The sequence below is a fragment of the Pontibacter pudoricolor genome, assembly GCF_010092985.1.
In the GTDB taxonomy this organism is placed as follows: Bacteria; Bacteroidota; Bacteroidia; order Cytophagales; family Hymenobacteraceae; genus Pontibacter; species Pontibacter pudoricolor.
Genome location: NZ_CP048106.1, coordinates 1,976,794 through 2,002,952, shown reverse-complemented (window position 1 = coordinate 2,002,952; position 26,159 = coordinate 1,976,794). Strand labels below are relative to the sequence as shown.

Below are 26,159 nucleotides of genomic sequence, written 5' to 3'. Positions count from 1 at the left end.
ATTATACTTTCAGATTTAAGTTGTCGTATAGCGCGGTAAATAATTTGCTACATTCGGAGTCGGTAGGGTGTTTGGCGTAGTGTTGCTGCTTCAGCCGGAAGGCAATGTTCTGTGCCTGCCAAAGGTCTGGTTGCAGGGTAGTGGTGTGCAGCGCAGGAAGTAGCTCATTCAATTTTTTCATCAACCGCAGATTTTCTGAGTCCTGCTCCAGTTGCCGCATAAAGTGCTCCATCCGCTGCGAAATGGCAAAAGTGAGCTGTTCCCTGTCGAAGGTGAGCTGCATGCGTTTTGCCTGTTCGTTCAGGCGCTGCATTTCTGCCAGATCCGGCGTTTCCGCGTTCACTTCGTCCAGCATCTTCTTGTTCAGCATGTATTCCACAATTACCTTTAAAGGTCGCGGAAGCGTTACATTTAGTGTATGCATGGCAGCCATCAGGGGGTAGTTGTTATAGTATACCTGCTCAAAATCGCCTTCAATGGCATGCATGGTGTAGCCCAGTACTTTGTTCAGAATCCGGTTCTGGTCGTCGCGGAACAGGTGCCAGAAAGAGTAGTTATGCGACTCAAAATGCTTGTCCAGCAGCATGATCACTTCCGAGATCATCCCCTTGCTGAAAGCATCTTCCATTTCGCTGTACATCTGCTGGAAGGCATCATCCCCACGGAAATCCCGCACCCCACCCAGCAACTGATGATCTCCGATGTGCAGTACGCCGTAACTTATAGTTGCTTCATCCCAGGTGATGCTGGAACGGATCCTGGCACGACCAACTGCCAGTTTCTGCCGGCCGGCTTCTACCGACTCATGCTGCTCTGTTGTTACACTATAGCAATAAAGTTTGCTCTCTTTTGCATAATCTGAAAACAGGGATGAAACAGCAAAATGGGCACCCACGCGCAACAGGTCGAGCATGGTGGTTTTGGCGATGGCCTTGTACGCTTCAGCTGCATTCTTATAGTCATCTTCATTACTCTCAGCCTGGGCTAAGTACTGCAGAAAAGTAGCTTCGTAATCTTTGTTGCTAATACTTTGGGCAAGCTGCAGGGCACGGGTGGCATACAGTATATCCTGCATGGTTTCGATGCCGGTAACTTCATCAAAAAACCAGCCGCAACTGGTATACATCAGCAAGGCATGGTACTGCATTTCCAGTAATTTCAGAAAAGTGCGCTGCTCTTCTGTAGTTAGCTCCCGCGAAGTATGGGCCCGGATAAATGCCTTCACGTTTGCTTCTGACCTGTCGGAGATGACCTGTATGTAATCGTTGCGACTCTGCCACGGATCGGCCCCGAGTTGCTGCATTTGAGTAGTATAAAGCGGTTCCAGTTCGTTGCGCAGCCAATCGAAAGCCTGGCGTAAAGGTTTGCGCCATTTCTGGTTCCACCCGGGATGTCCGCCAGTATTGCAGCCACAGTCACTCTGCCATCGCTCTACTCCATGAATACAGCTCCAGGATGTTTTCTCGATGATCTTGGCTTCGTACTGCGGTGGGAATTTTTCCAGGTACTCGCCGTAAATGGTAAGCCTTGCCTGCTGATCTTTGTACAAATGGTGCAGCGTATAGGAAAGTGCCATCTCGCCGAAGCGGTGGTGGTGCCCATAGGTTTCGCCGTCGGTGGCAATGTGCAGTAGTTGCGGTTCGGTGTGGCTATAGTCTAAAGCGCCTAGCAAGCGGTTCTTAAACTTCTCGCCGTTGTGCAGCAACCCCTCAAACGCTACGCCCTGCGAAATAGGCGCATTGTAAAAGAATACAACTATAGTTTTACCTGATGGCAGGTTGACCAGGTAGGGCCGGTTTGGGTTGATCTGCGCATTGGTAGCATCGTGCCAGTTTTGTTCCCCAATTTTGCGGTAGCTGCTGGCCTGGTACGGAGATAGGATCGTAAACTTGATACCATGTTCGGCCAGCACTTCCAGGGTAGGTGTGTCAGCGGCCGTTTCGCCGAGCCACATGCCTTCCGGGTCGCGGTTAAAACGCTTTTTAAAGTCGTAAATTCCCCAGAGCACCTGCGTGTGTTTGTCGCGCTCGTTGGCCAGCGGCATAATCATGTGGTTGTACACCTGTGCCAGCGCCGAGCCATGTCCTGAAAACCGCTCCTGGCTTTCTTTATCTGCGGTTAGTATAGCCTGGTAGGTTTCCGGAGCTTTTTTCTCCATCCACTCCAGCAGCGTCGGCCCGAAGTTAAAGCTCATCCAGGCGTAGTTGTTCAGAATGTCAACTATAGTACCGTCGTTGTCCAGAATGCGGGAGGCGGAGTTGCGGGCATAGCATTCGTCTGTAATGCGCTCGTTCCAGTCGTGGTACGGCCGCGCCGACTCCTGCAGCTCCACTTCGTTAAGCCAGGGGTTTTCGCGGGGCGGCTGGTAAAAGTGCCCGTGTATGCAAATGTAATGCTCCATATCTATCTGCTTGCCTGAAGTACTACTACGGACTCAGGTGGCAGAATGGTATTTTCAGAACTATAGTTGCTACCCGGTCCGGCCCATTTCTCATCCGCAGAGTCAAGTATAAGCTTCCAGTTTCTCAGGTCATCCGCTATAGTTTGCGACTCCTTTCCGAAGTTGATGATGCAGCGAATACCAGCCGAAGTATGGGTAAAGTCCAGCACCGTTTCCTGTTCGTTCAATGTTGCTTCCAGGTGCTCTTTGCTGAGCTTTTTAACTATAGATTTCCGGAGTTGGATAAGCGCTTTGTAAAACTCACGCAGCTGGTTATGCTTTTCACTGTTCTTATAGTTGTGCTTTAATTTAGAGCGGTTAAAGGTCTCTTCTGACTGCGGGTCCGGAGCTTCACCCTGCCATGCAAAGGCCCTGAATTCATCTGTCCGGCCTTTGCGCACTGCCTCTATCAGGTCCTTGTCGGTGTGGCTTACAAAAAACTGGAACGGGTTTTCTTCGCCGTATTCTTCGCCCATAAACAACATTGGCGTGTAAGGAGACAGGATTACAAGTGCTGCAATGGGTTTCAGCATTTCAAAGGAAACAAGCTGTGTCAGGCGCTCGCCCAGCATACGGTTGCCCACCTGGTCGTGGTTTTGGGAGCAGACTACAAATTGTTTGGCAGGGTTTATAGTTGCATCGCTTCCTATCGTTCTTTTACGGTACTCCGAAAACAGGCCATTGTAAATGAATGAGTGTTTCAGGGCTTTTACCAGGTGCTCCGGTTTTCCGAAATCAGCATAGTAACCTTCCGTTTCGCCGGTAACCATGGTATGGATGACATGGTGGTAATCATCCATCCACTGCGCTGCCAAGCCATAGCCGCCCTGCTCCAATGGGTTTATCAGGCGAACGTCGTTCAGGTCACTTTCTGCAATCAGGTAATAGGTTTGATTCTGCTGCTCCTGCAGGTGGTTTACGTGTTCCTGAAGTTCCTGCAAAAAGTGTTTGGCCCCGGTGTCGAGTATGGCGTGCACGGCATCCAGGCGCAGGGCATCTATATGGAAATCGCGCAGCCACATCAATGCATTCTGGATAAAAAAATTACGCACATGGTCTGAGTGGGCATCGTCAAAGTTCAGGGCAGCGCCCCAGGGAGTGTTATATTTTTCGGTAAAATAGGGACCGTATTCATTCAGGTAATTTCCATCAGGACCAAGGTGGTTATACACTACATCCAGCAATACGGCTATTCCTGCAGCATGGCAGGCATCTACCAGCTTTTTCAGTCCTTTCGCTCCGCCATAACTATCCTGCGCAGCAAAGGGGTAAACACCATCGTAGCCCCAGTTGCGGTTGCCCGGAAACTGTGCTACCGGCATGATCTCAATAGCCGTTATTCCCAGATCCAGCAGCTCGGGTAGTTTGTTGATGACTCCTTCAAAAGTGCCTTCTTCTGAAAAAGTCCCCACATGCAACTCGTATATAATGTAATCTTCCAGCGGCAGGTTTTTCCAGTTCTGATTGGTCCAGCTATAGTTTGGGGCTATGACCTCCGACGCTTCGTGCACGCCTTCCGGCTGCGACTGCGATGCCGGGTCCGGGAGTTCTTTGTCGTTATTAAGTCTGAAAGTATAGCGGGTGCCGGGTTCCGCGTCTTCAGCCAGTCCAACCCAGTACCCAAATGCCTCGCGCTGAAGCGGTATGGTTTTTTTCTTTTCTCCGTGTATCAATCCATCAACCTGTTCTGCTTCCGGTGCCCAGACTGTAAATGTGGTGCCCTGTTCAGGTACATAATGTGCGCCTATCTCTCTTGTTATTCCCATACATCAGCTATAGTTTACTAAGCAGGATTAACTGTGCCTGAGGAGTTAAGGTTGTAGCTTTTTAGTAAATGCAAACTATAGTTTATGGAACTGCTACCACATCCCGCATATCGTTACCGGTACTTAGCCGTATGTTATAAACTTACCTGTAACCAATTTGTAGCGGGCAAGTAACTACAGACCAAAGCAAACATACATGGAAGGACTGGACGGAACCCACAGAGTTATCATTGAAAACGTAAAACCTGAACTTAACTGCGGGCAATACCCGGTAAAACGGGTAGTAGGAGAAAGGCTGACTGTAACAGCGGATATATTTGGAGACGGCCACGACGAGGTAAAAGCGATGTTGCTGTACCGGCATGGCCGAAAAAAGAAATGGAATGAAATACCCATGCAGTTCCTGGGTAACGACCGCTGGCAGGCCACCTTTGTACCGGATGCCATGGGCATGTTCGAGTATACTTTACAAGGCTGGATAGATCATTTTTATACTTGGCAGAAAGGGCTTCGCAAAAAGTTTGAAGCCAACCAGGATATTGCCGTAGAGCTGCAGATTGGCGCGCAGTTAATAGAACAAGCCGCTGCCACCGCCAAGGCTGGTCAGCAGAAACGGCTAAGCAAATGGGCGCAACAGTTGCGTGGCAATATATCGGCGGCAGATGGCGTAGAGCTGGCAACCAGCCGCGATGTAACCGACCAGATGAATGCCTGCTGTGAGCGGGGGAATGTGACCTGGTATTTTAAAATTCTGCGGGTAGATGTGGAGCGCCAGAAAGCACTGTTCAGCACCTGGTACGAATTTTTTCCTCGGTCGGCAGCGCTGGAAGCCAACTGCCATGGTACTTTTCAGGATTGTATCAGGCTGTTGCCCCGCATCGCCGAAATGGGTTTCGATACCATCTACCTGCCACCCATTCACCCGATAGGCCGCGCTTTCCGGAAAGGTAAAAATAACTCCGTTACAGCAGAGCCGGGTGAGCCAGGGTCGCCGTGGGCCATTGGCGCCGAGGAGGGCGGACATAAATCCATACTTCCTGAACTGGGTACGCTGGATGAATTCCGGCACTTTGTACACGAAGCACGCAGCCACGGCATAGAAGTAGCGCTTGATTTTGCCATCCAGTGTTCACCCGACCATCCCTATGTAAAAACGCATCCGCAGTGGTTTAAATGGCGACCGGATGGCACCGTGCAGTACGCCGAGAACCCACCGAAAAAATACCAGGATGTGCTGCCTTTAAACTTTGAAACCGAAGACTGGCAGAACCTGTGGCAGGAGCTTAAAAGTATAGTTTTACACTGGATAGAGCAGGGCGTTTACATTTTCCGGGTAGATAATCCGCATACCAAAACCTTTAACTTCTGGGAGTGGATGATCCGGGAAGTGCGGGCGCAACATCCGCAGGTCATTTTCCTGGCCGAAGCCTTTACACGTCCGCGTGTAATGGAACGACTCGGCAAGATCGGTTTCACGCAATCCTATACTTACTTTACCTGGCGCAACTCACCGCAGGAGATTCGCGAGTACCTGACGGAGCTAACCCAAACCGAAATGCGGGAATATTACCGCCCGAACTTCTGGCCTAATACCCCGGACATTTTACCGGAAGTATTGCAGCAAGGCGGTGAGCCGGCCCACATTATGCGGGTTGTGCTGGCAGCCACACTCTCTTCCAACTATGGCTTGTATGGTCCGGTGTATGAGTTTTCGATGGGTACGCCGTATCCGGGCAAAGAAGAATACATCGACTCCGAAAAGTATGAAGTGAAGCACTGGGACTGGGGCAAAAAGACCAAGGTTTCAGAAGTTATCACCCTCATCAATAAAATACGAAAGGTAAACCCGGCCCTGCAAACTACCTGGAACATTGCCTTTGGCGATACCGATAATCCGCAGCTTCTGTGCTTTGCCAAATGGGACAGCGCTAAGCGGAACAAGATTATAGTTGTTGCCAACATGGACCCGTACCACACACAATCGGGCTGGGTGAAGGTGCCGATACGCGAACTACAACTGCCGGAAGGTGAGCAATACATGGTGCACGACCTGCTGACCGATCACAAGTATACCTGGCAAAACGAATGGAATTACGTAGAGCTCCGGCCACATGAAATGCCGGTGCATGTTTTCCGTATAGAAGAAGCTAATTCCGGCATGGGCCATAACAATTTGGATGATACCTGGCTCCCGACCGATCAAAGCACCCATCACGAATAAAAAAGATAAAACGATACTATGGCAGCGGACAAAGATCTGTTAGACGACAACATTCACTGGTACAAAGATGCCATTATTTACGAACTGCACATCAAAGCTTTTAAGGACGGAAGCGGTGACGGGATAGGCGATTTTAAAGGGCTGATGCAAAAGCTGGACTACCTGGAAAGCCTGGGAGTTACAGCTATCTGGCTGCTGCCCTTCTACCCGTCACCCCTGAAAGATGACGGCTACGACATAGCAGATTACTATAGCATAAACCCGAACTATGGCGACATGCGTGATTTTAAGCTTTTTGTAAAAGAAGCGCACCGTCGTGGCCTGAAAGTAATTACCGAGTTGGTCATTAACCATACTTCGGACCAGCACCCGTGGTTTCAGCGGGCGCGTCATGCCAAGCCCGGCTCGGCGCACCGCAACTATTATGTATGGAGCGACGACCCGACCAAGTATAAAGATGTGCGCATCATATTTACAGACTATGAGCCAAGCAACTGGACCTGGGACCCGGTAGCAAAACAATACTACTGGCACCGCTTTTTCCACCATCAGCCCGACCTGAACTTTGAGAACCCGGTTGTACAGAAAGAAGTGTTTAAGATGCTGGATTACTGGCTTGATTTAGGAGTGGATGGTTTCCGTCTGGATGCCGTGCCTTACCTGTTCGAGCGGGAAGGAACAAACGGGGAGAACCTGCCGGAAACGCACGATTTCCTGAAAAAGCTGCGTGCCCACGTAGACAGCAAATACACCGGTAAACTGCTGCTAGCAGAGGCGAATATGTGGCCTGAGGATTCGGCTTCTTACTTTGGTAACGGCGATGAGTGCCACATGAACTACCATTTTCCGATTATGCCGCGCCTGTTCATGTCGGTGAAGATGGAAGACCGTTACCCGATCATCGATATTTTTGACCAGACGCCCGAAATACCGGAAACCTGCCAGTGGGCTATGTTCCTGCGCAACCACGACGAGCTGACCCTGGAGATGGTAACCGACGAAGAGCGGGATTATATGTACAAAGTATACACCCGCGATCCGCTGGCTAAAATAAACCTGGGTATACGCCACCGTCTGGCGCCACTGCTGGGCAACGACCGCAATAAAATTGAGCTGATGAATGTGCTGCTCTTCTCCATGAAAGGTACACCGGTAGTATACTATGGCGATGAAATTGGGATGGGTGATAACTTCTACTTAGGTGACCGTGATGGTGTACGTACCCCCATGCAATGGAGCGAGGACCGCAATGCTGGTTTCTCCTCAGCTAACCCGCAGAAACTCTACCTGCCGGTTATCATCGACCCGGAGTACAAGTATGAGTCGGTGAATGTGGAAACGCAGGAAAAGAACAGCAGTTCGCTCTTGTGGTGGATGCGCCGCATTATAAACATGCGCAAGCGTTACAAAGCTTTCGGCCGGGGCAGTATAAAATTCCTTAACCCGGCTAACTCCAAAGTGCTGGCCTTTATCCGCTCTTATGAGGACGAGAACATCCTGGTCATTGCCAACCTGTCGCGCTTCCCGGAAGCCGTGGAGCTGGACCTGCAGGAGTTTAAAGGCTATACGCCCCGTGAAGTGTTCAGTAAAAACAAATTCCCGGGTATAAAAGAAGATGCATACCTGTTTACAGTAGGAGCGCATGGCTATTACTGGTTTGAACTACAGCCACAGGACGTTTCGGCACAGCAGGTACTGGACATGCAGCATCCGGTTATGGAGATAGCTCCGCTGCAGCACCGCCTGCCACAGAACATGCTTCGCCAACTGGAGAACAGAGTACTGCCGCCTTACATCCTGAACCGCCGCTGGTTTGGGGGCAAAGCCCGTACGGTGCAGCGCATGCAGATCATCGAAAACATACCGTTGCTGGTTGGTAATACCGGCGCAGCCATCCTTTTAATTGAAGTAAACTATAACGAAGGCCTGCCGGAGCTCTACCAGTTGCCGATTGCTTTTATGCCGAAAGAGCAGGAACAGGACCTGATAACCAGCCAGCCGGCAAGCGTAATAGCCAGGGTGGTGCAAAATGGGCAGGAAGGCATTTTGTATGATGCCCTTTACTGGGAGGAGTTCCGGCAGTTGTTGCTGCAGCTAATAGCCAGACGCCGCCGATTACGTGCCGGCGATGAAGCCGAACTGGTCGGCCACAGCCATAACCAGGTAGGACAGGCGCTGCGCGACACAATATTAACTTCTAAGATACTGAGTGCGGAGCAAAGCAACACATCTATAGTTTACGACAGCCAGTTCTTCCTGAAGATATACCGTAAGCTTGACCGCGCCCTGAACCCGGATGTGGAAGTAGTTCAGGCGCTGACAGACATTGTTAATTTCCCGCAGGTGCCCAAGTTTATGGGAGCGCTGGAGCACCAGACACCCGGTGCTCCGCCGATGGTGCTGGCCATGTTACAGGAACTGGTACCCAACCAGGGGGATGCCTGGGAGAATATGGAGGATTCACTGAAGCGCTTTTTTGAGCGAATCGAAACACAGAGCGAACGCATAAAGCCTGTTGCAACTATAGGTACACTGTCGCGTCCGGTAGCATTTTCGGATGCCCCGGAGCCTGTGCAGATGCAGCTGGGCGGTGCTTCGGTGAACAGGATAGAACTACTGGGGCTGCGCACTGCGGAAATGCACCTGGCGCTGGCGTCTATGCGCGAGCTGCGGGATTTTGCCCCGGAAGATTTTTCGCTGCATTACCAGCGGTCGTTGTATTCGTCGCTTACATCGCTGGTGCGCAGTAACTTTGATAGCCTGCGCAAGCACCTACCAAAACTGCCGGACAGCGTGCGTGCCGAAGCCGAAGAAGTGCTTAACATGCGTTCGGAGATCCTCGATCGCCTGAAACGCATCTTCTCTCATAAAATAGACACGCTCAAGATACGCACACATGGCGATTACCACCTGGGTCAGGTGCTGTTCACAGGCAAGGATTTCATTATCATAGATTTTGAAGGAGAGCCGGCACGCTCTTTCAGCGAGCGAAGACTCAAGCGTTCGCCGCTGCGCGATGTTGCCGGCATGATCCGTTCGTTCCATTATGCTGCTTACAACGCCCTGTTTCAGCAGGACTCTGCAAGAAAAGAGGACGGCTACCTGGAAGAGTGGGCGGAGCAGTGGTATCATTACGCCAGCAACTTCTTTATGCACTGCTACCTTGACAAAACAATGGGCACCGGCATAGTGCCTGGTAAGGAAGAAGACTTTGAGATATTAATGGAGACCTACCTGCTGGAGAAAGCGATCTATGAGTTAGGATATGAACTGAACAATCGTCCGGACTGGGTGCTTATTCCGATCCGGGGCATTAAGTACATCATGAAAAAGTATCAGAATGGCTAAGAGAAAGCAAGAGAAAGCACCGGAAACAAACTTAACTACACCATTGACTGATGCAGGCAGTGCTGCTTCGCCTAAGCGTGGCCGCCCCAGAAAGGCAGATCTGGCTGCAGAAATGGGGTCACCAGTAACGGAAGCGCCTGTACCTGAAGGTATACCGACTGTTGAAAAGCCGAAGAGAATACGTACCAAAGCTATACCTGTAGAAACGACCGATCTTACTCCTGCCCCAAAGGTACGGGCTGCCAAGAAAGCAGCAGGTACGACAACTATAGCATCTTCGCAAACTATAGTTCCGCAGGAAAAGCGCGCTGTCTATTACGATATCAGCCGTTTCACTGAGTTTGATGTTTACCTGTTTAAAGAAGGCCGCCATTTTACGCTTTATGATAAAATGGGCGCGCATTGCATGGAGCATGCCGGGTTGAAAGGGACTTACTTTGCGGTGTGGGCACCGAACGCAGAACATGTTACCGTAATCGGCGACTTTAACCACTGGAACCGCGACAGCCATAGTTTAAAAGTCCGGGAAGATGGGTCCGGCATATGGGAAGGTTTTATACCAGACCTGACGGGCGGCGAGCTATACAAATACCACATCAAATCCAATTACAACTTATACCATGTAGAAAAGAGCGACCCGTTTGCCTTTGCCCGTGAAAAGCCACCACAAACCGCATCCCGCATCTGCGACCTGAAATATGAGTGGAAGGACAACGAGTGGATGGAGCGCCGTAAAACGATAGCCGGGCAGGCGCAGCCGATGAGTGTGTATGAAGTGCATTTAGGCTCCTGGCGGCGTAGGCCCGAAGACAACAACCGCCCACTAACTTACCATGAACTGGCCGAAGAGCTGCCGCAATATGTAAAGGAAATGGGCTTTACGCATGTGGAGTTTATGCCGGTCATGCATCATCCGTTTATGGGTAGTTGGGGATACCAGGTTACCGGTTATTTTGCTGCAGCCAGTGTGTACGGTTCGCCGCAGGAGCTCATGCACCTGATTGATGTACTTCACCAGCACGGCATCGGTGTGATCCTGGACTGGGTGCCGTCGCACTTCCCTTCGGATGAGCATGGCCTGGCGTATTTTGATGGCACGCACCTGTACGAGCACGCCGACCCGCGCAAAGGCTACCACCCGGACTGGAAAAGCTACATCTTTAACTATGGCCGCAACGAGGTGCGCTCCTTCCTGATCAGCAACGCGCTTTTCTGGCTTGATAAATACCATGTGGATGGGCTTAGAGTAGATGCTGTGGCCTCGATGCTGTACTTAGACTATAGCCGCAAAGAAGGGGAGTGGATACCAAATGAGCACGGCGGCCGCGAAAATCTGGAAGCCATTTCACTTATCAAAGACTTTAACCAGGCTGTGCACGAGAAATACCCGGATGTGCAAACTATAGCCGAAGAGTCTACTGCCTGGCCGGCCGTAACAGGTAAGGTAAATGATGGTGGTCTTGGGTTTGATATGAAATGGATGATGGGCTGGATGCACGATACGCTGGATTACTTCTCTAAAGATCCGATCTACCGCAAGCATCACCAGGGCGAGATCACGTTTAGTATCATTTACGCTTTCTCCGAACGGTTCATGCTGCCGCTCTCGCATGACGAAGTGGTGCATGGTAAAGGCTCGCTTATCCGTAAGATGCCAGGCGATGAGTGGCAGCAATTCGCTAACCTGCGTTCGCTTTATAGTTACATGTATGCTCACCCTGGCACCAAACTGCTGTTTATGGGCGGCGAACTTGCCCAAAGCACCGAATGGAACCACGACAGCAGCCTGGACTGGCATCTGTTGCAGTACAACTACCACAGTGGCGTGCAGCGTATGTTGCAGCAACTGAACAAACTATACCAACAGGAGCCGGCCCTTTACGAGCTTAGCTTCGATAGCAGTGGTTTTGAGTGGATCGATTTCCAGGATGCGCACAACAGCGTGATCAGTTTCCTGCGGAAAGGCAAAGATCCCAAAGAGAATATTTTTATAGTATGCAACTTCACACCGATCGTGCACGAGCATTACAGGTTAGGCGTACCGCATGGTGGCGAGTGGATACAAATCTTTAATTCCGACGATGAGCAATACGGTGGCAGCAACGTGCAGAACCAGGGATCGCTGCAGGCAACGCAAGAGCCATCGCATGGCCGCGATTACTCACTAACGCTAAAGTTACCGCCACTGGCAGTTGTATATTTCAAGTTAAAAGGTTAGAAAGTTTATAAGTTTAGGAGTTATAGAGTTTGTGAGTTAATGATTTAAAAACTCCTAAACTCTTTAACTCTCTAACTTATAAACTTTCTAACTCCTAAACTATAGCTCATTTTCCTTTCCGGAGCGGGAAGATGCGACGTAAGCTAAGTCCTCTTTCAGACTCCTCCTTTGGTACTCCATAGTCGGATACGGAACGCACATCTTCGATAGAGTAGAATGCCTGCGGATTATATTCCCGGATAATATCCAGCACGTGCGCCAGCTTTTTGCGCTTTACGATCATAAACAGCAGGTTTACTTTGCCGCGCGTGCCGCGTGCATCCACACAGGTTAAGCGGTATCCGTGTCCTTTTAGTCTGTCAATCAGTTGGTGGGCCGAATCTACTGTAATAACCCGCACCACCATCTGGCCTAAAGCCAGCTTCTGTTCAATGCGCAGCCCCAGAAAGTTGCCGGTTGCAAAGCCGCCCGCCCAGGCCAGGTAAGATGCCACATTGTTCAGGTTCTGCATAACCTGTGTTATGGCAACCAGCCAGATCAGCACCTCCAGGAAGCCCAGTGCCGGCGCAATCATTTTATCTCCTTTCGAGATAAAAACAATGCGCAATGTACCCAGCGTTACGTCCATTATGCGGGCGAAAAAGATCAACAATGGAATAATTACCCACTCTGTTATAGTTGGGTCTAGACCGCTAAATAAGTTCATGTGTGATTGGAGTTATACTTCGTTAAAACTACAGGGAACTATAGTTATTGTTTCGGCATGATGTCGCCTGATACGGATGCCCGTACTTTAGGTAACGCCTCAGGATAGTTTTTCTGGATGAAGTAAAGCATTTTTTCGCGAACAAGACAGCGCAGGTCCCAGGCATCGCCTGAATTCCGGGCACTGAAAAGCGCGCGAAGCTGCACATTATCTCGTTGAGCATCGGTTACCTGCAGGCCCGCTACCTCGCCGTTCCATTGTTCCGTTCCGGCCAGTATGCGGTGCAGCTCTTTTCGCAGTTCATCAACAGGTACATTATAATCTGTATAAAAATAAACAGTTGCCAGGATGTCTATGCTGGAGCGGGTCCAGTTCTGAAACGGTTTTTCGATAAAATAATTGAGCGGAAGTATAAGCCGGCGGTTATCCCAGATGCGCACCACCACATAGGTAAGGGTTATTTCCTCAACGCGCCCGAACTCATTTTCAAGAACAAGCACATCATCGATCCGGATGGGTTGGGTGAAAGCAATCTGTAAACCTGCCAGTAAGTTAGCCAGCGAGCGTTGCGCCGCAAAACCTATCACCACACCTGCAATACCCGCTGAAGTAAGCAAACCTGTACCCAATGATCTTACAGCCTCGAACTGCAACAAAACCATAGAGCCGGCAATAAACGCGATAACAATGACGGAGAGTCTTCTGATAAACTGAAGCTGCGTTATAAGCTTTCGCTCCCTGAAATTGTCTGTCTTCCCAATATCGTATTTATGGCGCACGATGTCCTGGACCACTGAAACCAGTTTTATCATAATCCAGGCAAAACCAAGAATAGTAAAGATCTCTAACACACGCCGTAAAACATGGATGCTTTTATCTGAAAGCGGTACGGTGGGCAGTGCCATAGCCAGAAAAAGCAACGGCAAAAACAGCGTAAGCGGGCGATTAAGATGCTTTGCAAGCGAGGTGGCCAGCCGTGGGTTGGAATTACGGCTGTATAAGCCGAGCAACTTAAACAGGATAAACTTTAGCAAAAGACCGAGCAGTATACTAAAGAAAAAGATAAGTAGCGAGATGGCCAGGTTGTCGAGGTGATCTATGTAAATCCGGAATCTATCCATAAACTATAGTTTGGCAACGGGTTTTTGCTGCTTTTTCTTCTGCATAGGTACTCCGCAAACCGGCCGGAGGTTATTTTAAGCGGCTCTGTAATTACAGTTCGCTATAGTTTGGGAATTGTAAAGAAGTAGCAAATAGGGGTTTATAGTAAAAGCTGAATATAGTTGGAACGTAACGCAGTTTCCTGCGTAATACTACAAGAGCCACTTTGTATTCAGCTCAGGTAAATGGCAGGTACAGTATCATAAATCGGGTCATTTAATACGCGCGTTTCATTGCCAGTTTATAACACTACTTTTTTCAAATGGCAAAACTTATTATCGTATCTAACCGACTGCCGGTAAAACTGCAGGAGAAGGATGGAAAACTTACCTATTCACCCAGTGAAGGAGGCTTAGCGACAGGCCTTGGATCAATATATAAAAAGAAGGACAACCTCTGGATAGGCTGGCCCGGGATGGTCATAGAAGAGACTGATAAACAGGAAAGAATTATTGAGGATATCCGGAAGGATAATATGTACCCTGTTTTTCTGACGGAACAGGAGGTAAAGGAATTTTACGAAGGCTTCAGCAACGAAACACTCTGGCCTACTTTCCACTATTTCAGCCAGTACGCTATTTATGAGCAGAACCTCTGGGAAACCTATGTGGAGGTAAACCAGAAATACTGCGATGAAATTCTGAAACTTGCCAGTCCCAACGATACGATCTGGGTACACGATTACCAGTTGCTGCTGTTGCCCTCCATGCTCCGCGAAAAGTTACCCGATGCAACTATAGGTTTTTTTCAGCACATACCTTTTCCGAGTTACGAGGTTTTCCGGTTACTGCCCTGGCGGAAAGAATTGCTGGAAGGCATGCTGGGCGCCGACCTGGTCGGGTTCCATACCTACGATGACATGCGCCACTTCCTGAGCTCGGTTAACCGGCTTATTGGCTATGGTGGCATGCATGGCTGGATTAATACCGGTAGCCGCTCGCTTTTAGTTGATTCGTTTCCGATGGGCATCGATTATGAAAAGTATTCGGAAGTAGCCGCATCCCCGGAAGTACTGAAACTGGAGGAGCAATACCGCAAAAATGTTGGTACCGAAAACATCATCATCTCTATCGACAGGCTGGATTATTCCAAAGGTATTCCGCAGCGCTTACAGGCTTTTGAATTGTTCCTGGAACGCTATCCGGAGTTTCATGGGAAGGTAACACTGGTTATGCTGGTAGTGCCAAGCCGGGATGCTGTGGAGAAATATAAGGAGCTGAAAGAAGAAGTAGATGAGCTGGTTGGGCGCATTAACGGTAAGTACAGCGATATTAACTGGAACCCGATCCAGTATTTCTACCGATCCCTGCCACTGGAGGTGCTTTCTGCTTTTTACCGCATGGCCAATGTAGCCCTGGTAACGCCGATGCGCGATGGCATGAACCTGGTTTGCAAAGAGTACGTTGCCAGCAAACTTGATCAGAAAGGCGTACTTATACTCAGCGAGATGGCCGGAGCTTCGAAGGAACTATCGGATGCGCTGCTGATAAACCCGAACGATATTAATAAGATTGTGGAAGCCATGTATGAGGCCCTGACTATGCCTGAAGAGGAGCAGAAGGTGCATATGGCTAACATGCAGGACACGCTTAAACGCTATAACATACACCACTGGGTCAGCCTGTTCATGGATCGCCTGTCGTATGTCAAGATCAAGCAGATGTCTCTGGAAACCAGCTACCTCGACGATGCTACTTTCCAGGAGATGAGCGACTCTTACGAACTGGCATCCTCACGCCTGATTTTCCTGGAGTATGATGGTGCGCTTACCAACTATAAAGCCAAGCCACTGATGGCGCGTCCGGACGAAGACCTGCTGGAATTACTGGAAAGCCTGAGTGCTAACCCTAAAAACAGGGTGGTTGTGATCAGTAGCCGCGAAAAAGCAAACATGGAAGACTGGCTGGGCCACCTGAACCTGGATATAGTAGCCGAGCATGGCGTATGGCTGAAGCAACGCGGGTCTGGCTGGAAAACCATGATGAGCCTGATGGATGACTGGAAAAGTGACATTCGCCTGATCCTGGAACTATATGTTGACCGCACACCGGGCTCGTTTATTGAAGAGAAGGAATATTCGCTTGTTTGGCATTACCGACGCGTAGAAACGGGTTTGGGCGAGCTTCGTGCCCGCGAACTGGTAAATCACCTCAACTTCCTGGCTACCAACAGTAATCTGCAGGTGTTAGACGGGCAAATGGCTGTGGAGATTAAAGCCCAGGAAGTGAATAAAGGCAAAGCAACCAGCCACTGGCTTAACATGTATCCGCATGAGTTTGTATTGGCCATTGGCGATGACTGGGGTGATGAAGAAATATTTAAAGCCATGCCGCGCAATGCCTACACTATAAAAACCGGTAACTCTTATTCTATAGCCAAATATCATCTAGATGGTCCGGGCGAAGTTCGGGATATGTTAACCAGGCTTGTTAAGCAGGAGACAAAGGAATTTCCGCCTAATGCTAAAATGACGGGATGAACTTAACGAATAGAGCCGCTGGAATAGCGGCTTTACTCGTTAATATAATTTGCATGTAGTTTTCATGGCAGAAGTTATTTATTGTCGTTCTGGAGCGTTAGCGAAAGGATCTTTTATATGCTATAGTTTTTCTTTTGTCATTTCGACGTTAGGAGAAATCTGAGTGTAATAGCTGCCTTTTCTTTGTTGTCATCCAGAGCGAAGGATCTAATATGTCCAATAGTTGACTACTTTACTATCCGAACCAAGCCTTCTTTACATAGCTTTCTTTAATCCTGGGAGCTCTACTAACCTATAGTTCTATAGTTGGCTTTGGTGCCCTCACGGCCGGGAGGCCCCGTCTTCGGGCATCGCGCTGTTGCTTTCTTGCTACCCTCGTACCTCGGGTTGCCTGGCGGCACCGCAACAAAGCAAAGGCGCTCAACCCAAAGACTGAGATCTTTCGATAGTTAAACTATAGTTGAGTGAACTGCTATAGTTACATTGCTCTATCGTGGTTGTATTTCCGTAGGGACAGGTCGCGACCTGTCCGATCCTGGTCTGTAACTATAGAAAACTCAGATTTCTCCTTAAGTCGAAATGACAGTTAGGGAAGCTGCAGCAGAAGTATTCCCTTGGGGGCAGGGCTATTTGATTCTATTAAATTCAACCTCTTTAATGCCCTTGCTCGCGGGACGCGAGTGAGGGCGAAGTTTGGCAAGCAGTAGCAACTGTACAATTTAGCACAATTGAGAACAAGGTGTTCGAAACTTGCGAGCATAGATCAATAGGGGTGTTGAAACCCAAACTATAGAACAATAACCCAACTACAACCAAAGCCCAAATTCCCCTCTTGGGAGGGGCAGGGGTGGGTTAAAACGCTAGCTATAAAACGAAAACATCAACGATATTAATAGCCTAATCCTGAGAATCCATTAATCCCGTAAATCCCGGTTCAGACAATACCTGTCCCTGCCATGCCAGCGGAGTCAGGAGACTTCACTTCATCGTAAGTCACGAGGACGCTCGCGGCAGCAATACGAACTATAAAACTATAGCTATAACAAAAACTTACTTTCCTGTTTTAAGCTAGGAGTACTCTTTAAAAGGAGAGGGTTGGGGTGAGGTAAAACAAAAAGCTCTTCCGCCAACTTAATGACAGAAGAGCATTTTAGAAATCTTTTCAAACTATAAAACCCTACGATACACTGCTTTGCATACTGCGGAGCCTGATGCGGGTAAGAATTTTTTTGGTGTAAAGTGGAAAATCACCTTTCATCATCCAGTCGTAGTAGGTTGGTTCTTTCTGGAGTACTTCCTCCACTATAGCGTTTTTGTGTTTCCCAAAACCGAAGACCTCCTGACCAGCATTATTATAGATGATTCTGCCAGCCAGGTCAGCAGTTTTCTGGAACGTGAACTTGTGCAGCTGCGCCATGTCGTTCTGTACCGGAAACTCTTCAATGCCTTCTGTAATCTCGATAGGCGTGTTCTGGTAACGATCTAGTTGGGCCATTAAAATGTGGTACGTAGCTACAGTGTCGGCCTCGGCGCTGTGGGCGTTTTCCAGGGTTTTGTTGCAGTAATATTTGTATGCAGCAGAAAGGGTGCGTTGCTCCATCATATGGAAAATACGGCAGGCATCTACCACATGGCGGTTATCCAGGTCAAAGTCTATGCCGGCACGCAGAAATTCCTCGGCCAGCAACGGAATGTCAAACCTGATCAGGTTATAGCCCCCCAAATCGCAGCCTTTCATGAACTGGTCCAGATTTTTTGCAACCTGAGCAAATGTAGGGCAGTCCTTCACGTCCTCATCGTAAATCTTATGGATCAGGCTCGACTCCAGCGGTATCGGAATGGTCGGGTTGATCTTACGGGTTTTCAGGATCTCTTCTCCATCAGGCATTACTTTCAGTACACTTATCTCTACAACACGATCTTTGCTGATGTCGGTGCCAGTGGTTTCCAGGTCGAAGAATACGATGGGGCGTTTCAGGTTCAGTTTCATAAAATTATGCTTTCAGAACCGCCTTTGTAAGCGCCTCCATGTTAATGTTGTTATAGTTGCCCGAGCTCATTAGCAGCAGGTTGGCGTTCTGCCAGTTATAGTTCAGCAGGTGTTTTTGCAGCGCTTCGGAGTCGGTAAATACTTTCAGGTTAGGGTTCTTAAAAGCTACTTTCAACTCATCTTCCGAAAGCATCTGCATACGTTTGTGCTCTATGGTTTTCGGGTTGAAGTAAACTATAGCTTCGTCAGCTTTATCCAAAGCTCCGGCATATTGTGGTATAAAATCTTTGTTCAGGCTGCTGAAAGTATGGAGTTCCAGTGCGGCAACCAGCTGGCGTTTCGGGTACTGTGCTTTAACGGCTTCAGTAGTAGCTTTAACTTTAGATGGGGCATGGGCAAAATCGCGGAAGATAACGGTCGTATCTGTTTCACCCATTTTCTCAAGTCGCTTGGCAGCACCTTTAAAGGTTCTCAGGGCCTTGTAAAAGTCATGCGCTTTCACACCGATCTTCTTACACACCTCCTTGGCTGCGTTAATATTGCGCAGGTTATGCTCACCAAACAGCTGAATCTCTATATCGCCGTCCTTTTTGGTATGCAGTATCGTTTTGCCATTTTTTATAGTGTGGTCGTGCACGCCATACCCGATATAGTTAATATCGGTCGGGTTGCGTGGTACGGCTACCAGTTGTACCTGCTCATCGTCTTTGGTATAGATCAGGGTTCCGGCTTTTGGGGTCATCTCCGCAAAAATGCGGAACTGGTCGCGGTACATATCCGGATCAGGGAACACGTTAATATGGTCCCAGCTGATACCGCTGATAACAGCGATGTGGTGATGGTATAAATGGAACTTCGGAACACGTTTGATCGGGTCAGACAGGTACTCGTCGCCTTCGATGATAATGATCGGGGCATCTTCCGTCAGTTTCACCATGCGGTTAAAACCTTCAATCTGCGCGCCAACAGCATAATCAAACTTGCGGCCCAGTGTCTTAAGCACGTGCATGATAATGGACGTGATAGACGTTTTGCCGTGGCTGCCACCAATTACAATGCGCTGTTTGTCGCGGCTCTGCTCGTAAATAAACTCCGGGAAAGAATAAATTGGCAAACCTAGTTCCTGTGCTTTTAATAACTCAGGGTTATCCGGGCGGGCATGCATCCCCAGAATTACAGCATCTATAGTTGCATCCAGTTTCTCCGGAAACCAGCCTTCCTGGGCAGGAAGTAAGCCAGCCGCAGCCAGCCTGCTTTTGGCAGGTTCAAAAATCTCGTCGTCTGAGCCTGTAACGTTTAATCCCTTGTCGTGCAGGGCCAATGCGAGGTTGTGCATGATGCTTCCGCCAATAGCAATCAGGTGGATGCGTTGTAATTCCTTCTTCTCCATATATTCCGGGCAATTAATATTGCAATCAGACAAAGTTAGAAGACCTGAGCTAAATAAAAATAGCTATACACTAATATGTGGATATTTTGTTGATATGTATCTGGAAAACTCCTTATCTTGTTGAAAGCTCCGGTTAAAACTGTTGATAGGTGCGTGCGCAATTTTTAACAACTATTTAGCTTCGGAGGCTATATAAGAAGCTATATATTTGTGGTTATGGAGGAAATGCAAATGAACACACGCCCGGCGGGTCAACGCAACGGATGGCAGAAGAAACCGACTGCCATATCGGAGCTTGGCAAAAAGCCACCGCAGGCGCTTGATCTGGAAGAGGCCGTGCTAGGCGCTCTGATGTTGGAAAAAGATGCGCTTACTACTGTAATTGACATTCTGCGTCCGCAGAGCTTTTACAAAGAAGCCCATCAACGTATTTTTAAAGCAATACTGGCCCTGTTCGACAAATCGGAGCCGATAGATATATTGACCGTTACGCACGAGCTGCGCGAGCTTGGCGAACTGGAGCTGGCGGGCGGCGCATACTATGTAACGCAGCTTACCACCCGCGTAAACTCGGCAGCCAACATCGAGTACCACGCCCGTATCATCACCGAAAACTCCATCAAGCGCGACCTGATCTCTATTTCTTCTGAAGTATTGTCATCAGCGTTTGAAGATACTACCGACGTTTTTGAGCTGCTGGATAAAACCGAAGCCAAACTATACGAAGTATCCGAATCCAACATCCGTAAGAACTTCGACGACATGCGCTCGTTGATGCACGCGGCGATTAAGGAACTGGAAGAAAAGCGTAAGCAGGAAGATGGCTTAACAGGTGTACCAACTGGCCTTACCGCCCTGGACCGTGTTACATCAGGCTGGCAGAAATCTGACCTTATCATCCTGGCAGCACGTCCGGCGATGGGTAAAACAGCTTTCGTGCTTTCGTGCATGCGGAATGCGGCAGTTGACTTTAAAAAGGGTGTTGCAATTTTCTCACTCGAGATGTCGTCGTTGCAGCTGGTTAACCGTCTTATTTCTTCTGAGGCCGAGCTGGATTCTGAAAAGATAAAGAAAGGAAGCCTGGAAGATTACGAGTGGGCACAGCTGAACCATAAAATTGCCAAACTCACTGAGGCTCCGATCTTTATTGATGATACGCCGGGCCTTTCCATTCGTGAGCTCCGTACCAAATGCCGCCGTCTGAAAGCCCAGTTCGACATACAGATGATCATTATTGACTACCTGCAGCTGATGAGCGGAAACGCCGAAGGCAAGGGTGGCGGTAATCGTGAACAGGAGATCGCGTCGATATCAAGAGCGTTAAAGATGCTGGCCAAGGAACTTAACGTTCCGGTTATCGCGTTGTCGCAGCTCAGTCGTGCCGTGGAAACGCGTGGGGGTGATAAACGACCGCAGCTTTCCGACCTTCGTGAATCCGGATCGATTGAGCAGGATGCCGACATGGTTTGCTTCCTGTACCGTCCGGAATATTACGGTATTACAGAAGACGAAATGGGTAACCCGACAGCCGGTGTGGGTGAGGTAATTATAGCCAAGCACCGTAACGGTTCCCTGGAAAACGTTCAGCTCAAGTTTATTGGTAAGTACACAAAGTTTACTAACTTAGACTCAGATTTTAGTGGCGACGGATTCAATACCTTCAATGCGTTGCCAAATAGCACATTTGATGCGGAAACGCCAGGCTCTATTCGTTTAGGCAGCCGCATGAATGATGGCAGCAAAGGAGGGGGAGGTTTCCCGGCTTCAGGTTTTGACGAAGAGCCGCCATTTTAAGTAAGACAATATACACCCGGTGTTTGCGTTTAAGCAACATTGGTTAAAGTATAAAGGAATAGCCAAAGGAAGATTAGCCGCTGTGCCAAAAGCCAGCGGCTTTTCGTTTTTATAGGTTTACCCCTTCCCAGAACAGGGGAAAGAGCTTAGCTATAGTTCTTCTTTTTGTCATTTCGACCATTGGGAGAAATCTGGGTTCTATAGTTGGAATTTATTGCTATTGGGAAAAAGACGCAAAGTATTGCGTCTCTACAAACTGCTTTCGTAGGGACAGGTCGCGACCTGTCCGCGGGATAGGCTGTAACTATAAATCTATAGTTTGAAAATTGGCAAGAACAGAAAGTCCTCCTTAGAAGGGAGAAGGGGGATGACAAACACCCACTATAGAACTACAACTCAAACTATAGCAACAGCCGAAATTCCCCTCTTGGGAGGGGCAGGGGTGGGTTAAAACGCCAACTATAAAACGAAAACATCAACTAAAGCAGTAGCCTAATCCTGAAAATCCATTAATCCTTTAAATCCCGGTTCAGACAATGCCTGTCCCTGCCGGCCAGTTGAGTCAGGAGACGCAACCCCATCATAAGTCACGAGCGAGGACGCTCGCGCCAGCATTTTAAATTATAGAACTATAGCCCAACTATAAACCGAAGCTTAATCCTGGAAATCCTTAAATCCTTTAAATCCAGGCAAGAAACTCACATTACATCCACTCCACTTTCTCACTCAGCAGTGTAGTTCGCTTTCCTTCATGGGCAGAATCATCAGCATAGCCCAGGTATAAAATACCCAACACGATATCTGCTTCGCGCAGTTGCAGCATTTCTTTCATGGCAGGGTGATAGGCCATGCCGCCGGAACCCCAGTAGCTGGCAATTCCTAAGGCTGTAGCTCCCAGTAAAAGATTTTGAATGGCACAGGAGGTCGCGGCGATTTCTTCCAGCACCGGAATTTTAGGCAGATCTCCACGACGCATGTACGCAACTATAACATGCGAGGCTTTATCGCCCATGTGCAGCAGTTTCTCGTACTTTTCGGGCTTGTATATATCTTCCGGAGTTTCCTGTTTGTATAGTTCTGCGTGCTGCCGGCAGAACTGTGCTATTTTAGCACCGGCATAAACTTTAAAGCGCCAGGGCTCGGTGTGGCCGTGTGTCGGTGCCCAGTCAGCAAGTTCTAACAGCTGGTTTACCTGCTCATCCGGAATTTTCTGCCCGTTTAGTTTTGGTGGCTTGGTAGTGCGGCGGGTGCGGATAACGCGACTTATAGTTGAAAAAAGATCGTTCATACTTTATTAATAAAGAACAGTGCAAAAGGTTTTAAACGGCATAAAAGCAAATGGCTAAACTGCCGAACTATAGTTACAGCAATTTAGCCATTCAGCAATCAACCAATTAAGATTACTTCAGTTTCAGGTCGACCAGGATCTGTTCAATTTTAGCATCAAGCTGCTGCTCTACTGCATTGTAATCATTTTTAGATGCCAGTGGCTCGTTTACGCTGATATAGAACTTGATCTTCGGCTCTGTACCGGAAGGGCGTGCTGAAATCTTGCTGCCATCTTCGGTCATGTATTGGAGTACGTTGGAGCTTTCTAAACCAAGCTGGCTTATTTCGCCTGACACCAGGTTTCTGCGTGCGCTCAGTTTAAAGTCGCTGATCTCTACAACTCTGGAACCGGCTATAGTTTGCGGCGGGTTTGCACGCATGTCGGCCATCATCTGCTGAATTTCTTCGGCGCCGCGCTGTCCTTTTTTAGTGAACGATACAAGCTCCTCTTTATAGAAATTATACTTCCCGTACATCTCCACCATCATCTCGAACAGGCTCTGGCCGTTGTCTTTTGCGACAGCAGCCATTTCGGCTATCAGGGCGCAGGCTGAGATGCCGTCTTTGTCGCGCACAAAATCGCCGATCATGTAGCCGTAGCTTTCTTCGCCGCCGCCAATGTAAACTTCCTTGCCTTCCAACTCACGTATCTTTTCTGCGATGTACTTAAAGCCGGTCAGGGTTTCGTAGTGCTTTACGCCATAGCTTTCGGCAATATCCTTTATCAGGTCGGTGGTAACTATAGTTTTAACTATAAACTCTCTGCCTGTTAGTTTACCGGCTTTCTGCCATGCCTGCAGCAGGTAGTTTATCAGTAATGCGCCCGTCTGGTTGCCGTTAAGTAGCACAAACTCGCCTTTATCATTTTTAACAGCAATACCTACACGGTCTGCGTCCGGGTCAGTTGCCATTACTATATCAGCGTCAATTTCCCTGGCTTTGTTAAGGGCCAGGGTCATGGCTTCCTTTTCTTCCGGATTCGGGTAAACAACTGTCGGGAAGTTGCCGTTCGGTTCAGCCTGTTCATCAACTATAGTTACATTACTGAATCCGAAGCGTTTTAACACCTCCGGCACCAGCGTAATGCCTGTACCGTGCAGTGGTGTGTAAACGATCTTCAGGTCGTGCTGGCGCCTGATAGCCTCATGCGAAACCGACAGGCCAAGCACTTTTGTAATATAAGCTTCGTCCATCTCCGGACCCAGCAGGTGGATGTTGTTTGGTTTCGGCTCAAACTTTACTTCATCAATACTGGTGATCTTGTTTACTTCGGCGATGATGTTCTTGTCGTGCGGAGCGGTTACCTGCGCGCCGTCGTTCCAGTAAACTTTGTAGCCGTTGTACTCTTTCGGGTTATGCGATGCCGTAACTACCACACCGCTCTGGCAACCTAAATGGCGAATGGCAAACGATAGCTGCGGAGTAGGGCGCAGCGCCTGGAACAGGTAAACTTCAATATCATTAGCCGAGAAAATGTCGGTGGCAATGCGGGCAAACTCTGGTGAGTTGTTACGGCTGTCGTGCGCAATAGCAACCTTTACGCGCTCCCCCGGAAAATTCTGTTTAAGGTAGTTGCAAAGTCCCTGCGTAGCCATACCCAGCGTGTAGCGGTTCATGCGGTTGCTGCCTGCGCCCATAATGCCGCGCAGTCCGCCGGTGCCAAATTCTAAGTCCTTATAGAAAGCATCGGACAGCGATTCGTGCTCGTTGCGCTCCAGTAAGCCGTTTATTTCAGTTTTGGTAGCTTCGTCGTAGTTGCCGTTTAGCCACGCGTTTATTTTCTGCTGAATAGCTGGTTCGATCATAGTTGCTAATCTAATAATTCTCTAATTTTTTTAGTTGTAGATGGGCTATAGATTATAGTAATGCTATAGTTGGTCATCCCCCTACCCCCTTCAAAGGGGGACTTTTTTTGTCATCCTGAAAGGATCTTGTTATCAAGTAGCAAAGGCTTAACCTCCCTTCAACCAAGTTTCTTTAAAGAATGACAATGATTTTAATACGCATTGCAGAAAGTCCCCCTTTGAAGGGGGTAGGGGGATGATTCCCGCACTACGAGCATATCCACAAAAAATCACACCAGTCTTTTCGGTGCCAGATGCACATCTGAAAGAACTGGTGTGATCTTATGGTATGGTAAAAGCATCATGCCCTAATATTCACGGGCTTCTATACTTTGTTTATAGTTTAAAGGTTTCCACGCAGGGCCTGCTCGCGCTCAATAGCTTCGAACAATGCTTTAAAGTTGCCTTTACCGAACGACTTGGCTCCTTTACGCTGGATGATCTCATAAAATACAGTTGGTCTGTCTTCCACCGGCTTTGTGAAGATCTGCAGCAGATACCCTTCGTCGTCACGGTCTACCAGGATGTTCAGTTTGCGCAGGTCAGCCATGTCTTCGTCGATGTGGCCGATACGCTCCAACAGGTCTTCGTAATAAACTTCCGGAACGCGCAGGAACTCTACACCACGGCGGCGCAATTCAGAAACAGTATGCAGAATATCGTTGGTAGCAACGGCAATGTGCTGCACACCCGGGCCATGGTAAAACTCCAGGTACTCATCAATCTGCGACTTTTTCTTGCCTTCAGCCGGTTCGTTTATCGGGAATTTGATATAGCCGTTTCCGTTAGATACTACTTTAGACATCAGGGCAGTATACTCGGTGCTGATATCTTCATCATCGAAGGTAAGCAGCAGTTTAAAGCCCATCACATCTTCGTAGAACTTCACCCACTCATTCATCTTGCCGAGCTCTACGTTGCCTACGCAGTGGTCTACATACTTCAGGCCTACCGGCTCTACCATCAGCTCAGAGGTGCGCTCTACATAACCCGGCATAAACACACCGTTATAGTTCTTTCGCTCCACAAATGTATGGATGGTATCGCCATAAGTATGAATAGAGGCTACTTTTACTTCGCCAAACTCATCGGTTATAGTTTTAGGCTCCATGGCTGGCTTTGCGCCACGCGCTACCGTACCACGGAAAGACTCTTCGGCATCATCTACCCAAAGGGCAAGTACTTTAACACCGTCGCCGTGCTGGTGCACATGCTGTGCGATTTCAGAATCGGGGTAAATGGCAGTTGTTAAAACCAGGCGTACTTTTTCCTGTTGGATAACGTAAGAAGCGCGATCGCGGACACCTGTTTCGGGGCCGGCATACGCTACCAGCTTAAAACCGAAAGCGGTCTGGTAAAAATGTGCTGCCTGCTTGGCGTTACCTACATAAAACTCTATATGGTCGGTGCCGTTCAGAGGCAGAATATCTTTAGCTATAGTTTCGGATGCTAATGTGTTGGTTGTCATAGTCT

The 26,159-nt window shown here is 48.7% G+C and carries 14 protein-coding genes; 5 read left to right on the top strand and 9 right to left on the bottom strand.

All coding sequences use genetic code 11. The annotated features are described in order from the left end of the window. Position 1: 1 nt before the first annotated feature. Together GSQ66_RS08585 and treZ are read right to left on the bottom strand one after the other, a co-directional pair. On the bottom strand, positions 2-2,401 hold the full coding sequence (locus GSQ66_RS08585; RefSeq protein ID WP_162427097.1) for a DUF3536 domain-containing protein: 2,400 nt from the start codon (positions 2,399-2,401) through the stop codon (positions 2-4). A gap of 2 nt (positions 2,402-2,403) precedes the next feature. Beyond that, positions 2,404-4,206 (bottom strand): malto-oligosyltrehalose trehalohydrolase, encoded by a 1,803-nt coding sequence (gene treZ, locus GSQ66_RS08580; RefSeq protein WP_162427096.1) that lies wholly within the window; start codon positions 4,204-4,206, stop codon positions 2,404-2,406. Positions 4,207-4,402: 196 nt separating this feature from the next. Here treZ and GSQ66_RS08575 point away from each other — a divergent pair, with 196 nt between their 5' ends. From GSQ66_RS08575 to glgB, 3 genes are read left to right on the top strand one after another with little or no spacing between them, the layout of a single operon-like run. After that, positions 4,403-6,427: an alpha-1,4-glucan--maltose-1-phosphate maltosyltransferase gene (locus GSQ66_RS08575; protein WP_162427095.1), complete on the top strand. Its 2,025-nt coding sequence runs from the start codon at positions 4,403-4,405 to the stop codon at positions 6,425-6,427. 18 nt (positions 6,428-6,445) lie between these two features. After that, the gene (gene treS / locus GSQ66_RS08570) at positions 6,446-9,775 is read left to right on the top strand and encodes a maltose alpha-D-glucosyltransferase (RefSeq protein WP_162427094.1); all 3,330 of its coding nucleotides are present in this window, start codon (positions 6,446-6,448) and stop codon (positions 9,773-9,775) included. Continuing rightward, entirely contained in the window at positions 9,768-11,993 is a 2,226-nt protein-coding gene (gene glgB / locus GSQ66_RS08565; RefSeq protein WP_162427093.1) for a 1,4-alpha-glucan branching protein GlgB, read from the top strand. Before treS ends, glgB begins: the two co-directional genes overlap by 8 nt. A gap of 106 nt (positions 11,994-12,099) precedes the next feature. Here glgB and GSQ66_RS08560 read toward each other — a convergent pair whose 3' ends face one another. Then, a complete protein-coding gene (locus GSQ66_RS08560) occupies positions 12,100-12,699 on the bottom strand; it encodes a DUF2179 domain-containing protein (protein ID WP_162427092.1) in 600 nt (199 codons plus the stop codon). Between the two features lie 44 nt (positions 12,700-12,743). Then, entirely contained in the window at positions 12,744-13,820 is a 1,077-nt protein-coding gene (locus GSQ66_RS08555) for a mechanosensitive ion channel family protein (protein ID WP_162427091.1), read from the bottom strand. 302 nt (positions 13,821-14,122) lie between these two features. Between GSQ66_RS08555 and GSQ66_RS08550 the strand changes: the two genes are divergently transcribed. Continuing rightward, positions 14,123-16,339, top strand: coding sequence for a bifunctional alpha,alpha-trehalose-phosphate synthase (UDP-forming)/trehalose-phosphatase (locus GSQ66_RS08550; protein WP_162427090.1), 2,217 nt, complete (start codon positions 14,123-14,125; stop codon positions 16,337-16,339). Between the two features lie 1,177 nt (positions 16,340-17,516). Here the strand turns inward: GSQ66_RS08550 and GSQ66_RS08545 are convergent. Both GSQ66_RS08545 and GSQ66_RS08540 read right to left on the bottom strand, forming a co-directional pair. Next, positions 17,517-18,329, bottom strand: coding sequence for a 3'-5' exonuclease (locus GSQ66_RS08545; RefSeq protein WP_162427089.1), 813 nt, complete (start codon positions 18,327-18,329; stop codon positions 17,517-17,519). A 4-nt stretch (positions 18,330-18,333) separates the two neighbouring features. Beyond that, a complete protein-coding gene (locus GSQ66_RS08540; protein ID WP_162427088.1) occupies positions 18,334-19,719 on the bottom strand; it encodes a UDP-N-acetylmuramate--L-alanine ligase in 1,386 nt (461 codons plus the stop codon). Between the two features lie 216 nt (positions 19,720-19,935). Between GSQ66_RS08540 and dnaB the strand changes: the two genes are divergently transcribed. Then, positions 19,936-21,513, top strand: coding sequence for a replicative DNA helicase (gene dnaB, locus GSQ66_RS08535; RefSeq protein WP_162427087.1), 1,578 nt, complete (start codon positions 19,936-19,938; stop codon positions 21,511-21,513). Positions 21,514-22,216: 703 nt separating this feature from the next. On the opposite strand, the gene GSQ66_RS08530 is transcribed toward dnaB, so the two are convergent. From GSQ66_RS08530 to hppD, 3 genes are all read right to left on the bottom strand, one after another. Next, positions 22,217-22,801: a nitroreductase family protein gene (locus tag GSQ66_RS08530; RefSeq protein WP_162427086.1), complete on the bottom strand. Its 585-nt coding sequence runs from the start codon at positions 22,799-22,801 to the stop codon at positions 22,217-22,219. Positions 22,802-22,913: 112 nt separating this feature from the next. Continuing rightward, positions 22,914-24,647: a phospho-sugar mutase gene (locus GSQ66_RS08525; protein ID WP_162427085.1), complete on the bottom strand. Its 1,734-nt coding sequence runs from the start codon at positions 24,645-24,647 to the stop codon at positions 22,914-22,916. A 382-nt stretch (positions 24,648-25,029) separates the two neighbouring features. Continuing rightward, entirely contained in the window at positions 25,030-26,124 is a 1,095-nt protein-coding gene (hppD, locus tag GSQ66_RS08520; RefSeq protein WP_162428982.1) for a 4-hydroxyphenylpyruvate dioxygenase, read from the bottom strand. Positions 26,125-26,159: the final 35 nt, after the last annotated feature.

Excerpts from the sequence above, each read along its gene's own strand:
- GSQ66_RS08585 (WP_162427097.1), bottom strand. The coding sequence starts at position 2,401 with ATGGAGCATTACATTTGCATACACGGGCACTTTTACCAGCCGCCCCGC.
- treZ (WP_162427096.1), bottom strand. The coding sequence starts at position 4,206 with ATGGGAATAACAAGAGAGATAGGCGCACATTATGTACCTGAACAGGGC.
- GSQ66_RS08575 (WP_162427095.1), top strand. The coding sequence starts at position 4,403 with ATGGAAGGACTGGACGGAACCCACAGAGTTATCATTGAAAACGTAAAA.
- treS (WP_162427094.1), top strand. The coding sequence starts at position 6,446 with ATGGCAGCGGACAAAGATCTGTTAGACGACAACATTCACTGGTACAAA.
- glgB (WP_162427093.1), top strand. The coding sequence starts at position 9,768 with ATGGCTAAGAGAAAGCAAGAGAAAGCACCGGAAACAAACTTAACTACA.
- GSQ66_RS08560 (WP_162427092.1), bottom strand. The coding sequence starts at position 12,699 with ATGAACTTATTTAGCGGTCTAGACCCAACTATAACAGAGTGGGTAATT.
- GSQ66_RS08555 (WP_162427091.1), bottom strand. The coding sequence starts at position 13,820 with ATGGATAGATTCCGGATTTACATAGATCACCTCGACAACCTGGCCATC.
- GSQ66_RS08550 (WP_162427090.1), top strand. The coding sequence starts at position 14,123 with ATGGCAAAACTTATTATCGTATCTAACCGACTGCCGGTAAAACTGCAG.
- GSQ66_RS08545 (WP_162427089.1), bottom strand. The coding sequence starts at position 18,329 with ATGAAACTGAACCTGAAACGCCCCATCGTATTCTTCGACCTGGAAACC.
- GSQ66_RS08540 (WP_162427088.1), bottom strand. The coding sequence starts at position 19,719 with ATGGAGAAGAAGGAATTACAACGCATCCACCTGATTGCTATTGGCGGA.
- dnaB (WP_162427087.1), top strand. The coding sequence starts at position 19,936 with ATGGAGGAAATGCAAATGAACACACGCCCGGCGGGTCAACGCAACGGA.
- GSQ66_RS08530 (WP_162427086.1), bottom strand. The coding sequence starts at position 22,801 with ATGAACGATCTTTTTTCAACTATAAGTCGCGTTATCCGCACCCGCCGC.
- GSQ66_RS08525 (WP_162427085.1), bottom strand. The coding sequence starts at position 24,647 with ATGATCGAACCAGCTATTCAGCAGAAAATAAACGCGTGGCTAAACGGC.